This window comes from Terrisporobacter sp. (assembly GCF_017888745.1).
GTDB lineage: Bacteria > Bacillota > Clostridia > Peptostreptococcales > Peptostreptococcaceae > Terrisporobacter.
Genome location: NZ_JAGHFM010000241.1, coordinates 1 through 3,859, shown reverse-complemented (window position 1 = coordinate 3,859; position 3,859 = coordinate 1). Strand labels below are relative to the sequence as shown.

The window sequence follows — 3,859 nt, the reverse complement described above, 5'->3', positions numbered from 1 at the left end:
TCGCTTATTATGCGCTATCTATATTAGTTCAGATAGGGTCAGCTATAGTATCAGCGATAGGAGTTCCTACACTTATAAATAGTTGGTTTACAGAAAATAAGGGTATTGCAATGGGTCTTGCCTTTTCTGGTGGAGGACTTGGTAATATGGTTCTTCAACAATTTGCAGGTAAATGGCTATCTAATCCAGCAATTGGCTATAAAGGTGCTTATTTAAGATTCGGATTATTAGCTATAATAGTCACATTACCAATAGCATTATTTGTAATGAGATTGCCAAAGTCAAAATTTGAATTAGAAATGAATAAATCAAAGAAATCTAAAAAAACTTCTTCACAAAGCTCTAACTGGGGATATACTTTTGCTGAGGTTAGTAAAATTAAGTATTTCTGGATTTTCGCAGTATCATTTGTATTTGTAGGATTGTATGTTGGTGGGATGGCACTACAATTTATACCATATTTACAATCATTAGAACAAGCTAAAGTATTTACTTTAGGTTCAGCTTTAGTTGCTTCTTTATTCGGATTATTTTCAATATTTGGGAACCTTTGTGGAGGTGTTCTATTTGATAAGCTTGGTATAACAAAATCGCTATTACTTGCTGGATTATTAGTTATAACCTGTGGTTTATCTTTAATATTTATAGGTAAGATAAATGCACTTGGATTTGTATTTGCAGTTTGTCTAGGCATATCTATGTTTTCATATGTAATAGGACCATCTTATATGACTGGTGCTCTATTTGGTAACAAAGAATTTGGTACTATATTAGGTATTGTACAAATATTCTTTGCTGTTGGATTTGGTTCAGGTTCTACAGTATTTGGATTAATAGTTGATAAGTCCGGCTTTACAAATGCATGGATATCTACAATAATCTATGCTGTAATAGCTTATGCTGGATTATTATATTCTACTAGTTCGATAGTAAAAATGAACAAAAATAATAATGTAATTGAAACTAAAAAAATATCATAAACTTTTAAATCTAATTTAAATTATAATTTTCAATACAAGTGCAACAGTTTATATTTATGTTGAAATAAAGACCCCTGCAAGGTTTTATATCCAATACACTTGCGAGGTCTATTATTTATTATATTTATAATTACGTCAATGTCATCTTGAGTTATTGTAACAAAATCAAATTTTTAGGATAAAATTCTCTTAGCAAACCATTTGAATTTACATTCGTACCTCTTTACAAAAACGCATATCTAAGTCTGATTAAAATAGCATGATTCTTAAATTTCATTGCAATAAATATCTTAAACCAGTCTCTACCATGAATCTTTGAACTATTTTAGGTCTTTTATAAGTTTTTTATAAAGAATTTAATTTATTTTAGATACATTATAAATAAATTTTTGAAGTATAAAAAAAGATATTGATTTTTCAATCAATATCCTTTTCGTGGATTTCAATGGAAGTATAAAAAAAGATATTGATTTTTCAATCAATATCCTTTTCGTGGATTTCAATGGTGGAGACGAATCGTACAGAACCCCATCTATCATTATTTTATTCTCCCATATTAACTATAGCCAACAAATTCCCCCTTATGATCAATCCAACCTTCTTACTTCAATAATTTATAATCTTTAAACTATCTACTTTAAAGGCCGTGACATTTTTGGGACACCCTTCTATTATACTTTAATATTTTCATAGAAAGCTATTGCATTTTTATTAAAAATATTTTTTCACATTCTCTTACAGTGTAATTTTCTCTATATCATCTATACTTAAACCAGTTATATCCACTACCATATTAACATCCATACCATTCTTAAGCATATTTCTAGCTATATCAACTTTAGCTTTTTCCATACCCTTTTCTTCTGCACTTGCCAGGGCACTTATTTCATCTTTCAAAGATTTTTCCCTCATATAATATAGCTCTCTTTCTCTTGAACTTCTACTAAGTCTATACAGTTCATCTTTAGCTTCCCTTATTTCCTTATTGCTCATCTCTAATTTTCTAACAACTTCACTTTCTGGATCTCTTAAAAACTCTACCCATCCTTCAAGTAAATCAACTATTTCCTCTGAACTTTCAAATTTTTTTAATTTAGGTATTTCTATAAAGTGTATTTCCTGTAAGTCTGTTAACTCCTCATTAGTTTCTATTTCTTTTAGTCTATATCCATTGTGAAATCTATTATTTTTTAAGTATTTAAAATCTAGTATATTTATACAAACAGTTCTACATAATTTATCGTATCTGTCCTCTTCAGTTAATTGCTCTTCGTAAAGTTTACTCCAATAATATAAACTTCTTTGTACCATGTTATACTCATTTTTTAATTGTATCTCTATATTTATTATTTCTTTATTACTGGTCTTTGCTTTTACATCTAATCTTGAAAACTTATCTTCTATGTAATCTTTTTCTAAATCTGAATTTTTAATTTCTACTGATACTATAGGTTTATTTGGTTTTAGTACTGAATTTAAAAACGATATTAATATTTCTGGATGCTCTTCTGAGCCAAATATTTTTTTAAATACAAAATCTATCTTAGGGTTTAATAAAGTTTTCATAAATTTATCACTTCCTATTTTTATTGTTTATTTTATTATACACTATTAATATACAATACTAAACATAGCTTTAAACTAATTTTATTACTCTATTTGCAATGAAAAAACTCCAATAGATTAAAATCTACTGGAGTTCTTTTGAGTATTAAAAATTCTTAGAATAATAATTTGCTAAAAATCCCCAAACTACTAACTCTGCCAATATCAATATTGAAAATACTATACTTATCCCTTTATATCCAAGAAGTGAAGCTACTAATATTATCGCACACTGAACATAAGTAAATATAGAATAGACCTTAGCACTAGTTTTTTCTCTTAACATTACATTTCTCTCATCATTTTCAATTAGCTCAATTTCTTCTACTTTATCAGGATTTTTATAATTTTTATAACCTACAATAGTACTAACCAATCCCGCTGACATAAATCCACATCCCATACCAAATACAGAACTACCTAATGCACCGTCTGGTAGTATATCTAGTAATGATACTATAAAAAGTATAATCCCTACTCCTAATAATACGCTTGAAAATATAAGATTTTTCTTCACTGATTTCATTTCTTATTCCTCCTCAAATATAAATACATCTTCAATTATGCAATCAAATATGACAGCTATTTTGTGAGCCAGAATTATAGACGGATTATACTTTCCATTTTCTAAAGAAATTATTGTTTGTCTAGATACTCCACACATCTTCCCCAGCTCCTCTTGAGTAATCTTTCTTTCTTTTCTTAATTTTTGAATATTATTTTTCATATTAAACCCTTTCATAAAATGTAAATTTAACTTTACATTTTTAGTATAGTTTACTTTACATTTTTTATCAACTACACTTTACATTTATAGATGTATTTTTTAGAAAATAAAAAATTCGCTTTGCTCATGTCGCCAACGGCTTTGCCCGTTGCTCAAATTTATCAGTTGGGATTATAAATTATCCACAATTCATATAATTTATAATCCCTTAAAATATAAAAATAGAGCAATAATTTTAATATTATTACTCTATATCCATGAATATTTAATTTACCCTACAAATCAAAATTTATTTCACCATAACATAATTCTGTAACAAAACCCCATTTCTTTCTACTTTTTGCTCCTTAATAACTTTGTACCCTCTTTTCTCAAAAAAAGGCTTTGCTGTAATTGAAGCATGCGTGATTACTTTACCTACATCAAAAATACATTCCAGTTTATCACAAATCGCAGTAGCTATGCCTTGATTTTGGTAATCCTTATGAACATACAACCTATCCAAATATCCTGTCTTATCTATATCACCAAAACCAACTATAATCCC

5 protein-coding genes are annotated in these 3,859 nt (G+C 27.9%); 1 reads left to right on the top strand and 4 read right to left on the bottom strand.

All coding sequences use genetic code 11. The features are described 5' to 3' along the window. Positions 1-980 (top strand): MFS transporter (locus J7G74_RS11250; protein ID WP_297135348.1); only part of this gene is annotated, 980 nt, incomplete at its 5' end. A gap of 735 nt (positions 981-1,715) precedes the next feature. On the opposite strand, the gene J7G74_RS11245 is transcribed toward J7G74_RS11250, so the two are convergent. The 4 genes from J7G74_RS11245 to J7G74_RS11230 form a co-directional block, all read right to left on the bottom strand. Further along, positions 1,716-2,546 (bottom strand): Rpn family recombination-promoting nuclease/putative transposase, encoded by an 831-nt coding sequence (locus J7G74_RS11245; protein ID WP_297135345.1) that lies wholly within the window; start codon positions 2,544-2,546, stop codon positions 1,716-1,718. 145 nt (positions 2,547-2,691) lie between these two features. Then, positions 2,692-3,111: a hypothetical protein gene (locus J7G74_RS11240; RefSeq protein ID WP_297135343.1), complete on the bottom strand. Its 420-nt coding sequence runs from the start codon at positions 3,109-3,111 to the stop codon at positions 2,692-2,694. 3 nt (positions 3,112-3,114) lie between these two features. Beyond that, entirely contained in the window at positions 3,115-3,312 is a 198-nt protein-coding gene (locus J7G74_RS11235; RefSeq protein ID WP_297135339.1) for a helix-turn-helix transcriptional regulator, read from the bottom strand. Positions 3,313-3,601: 289 nt separating this feature from the next. Further along, positions 3,602-3,859: GNAT family N-acetyltransferase (locus J7G74_RS11230; RefSeq protein ID WP_297135338.1), on the bottom strand; the 258-nt coding region annotated here is incomplete at its 5' end.

Excerpts from the sequence above, each read along its gene's own strand:
- J7G74_RS11245 (WP_297135345.1), bottom strand. The coding sequence starts at position 2,546 with ATGAAAACTTTATTAAACCCTAAGATAGATTTTGTATTTAAAAAAATA.
- J7G74_RS11240 (WP_297135343.1), bottom strand. The coding sequence starts at position 3,111 with ATGAAATCAGTGAAGAAAAATCTTATATTTTCAAGCGTATTATTAGGA.
- J7G74_RS11235 (WP_297135339.1), bottom strand. The coding sequence starts at position 3,312 with ATGAAAAATAATATTCAAAAATTAAGAAAAGAAAGAAAGATTACTCAA.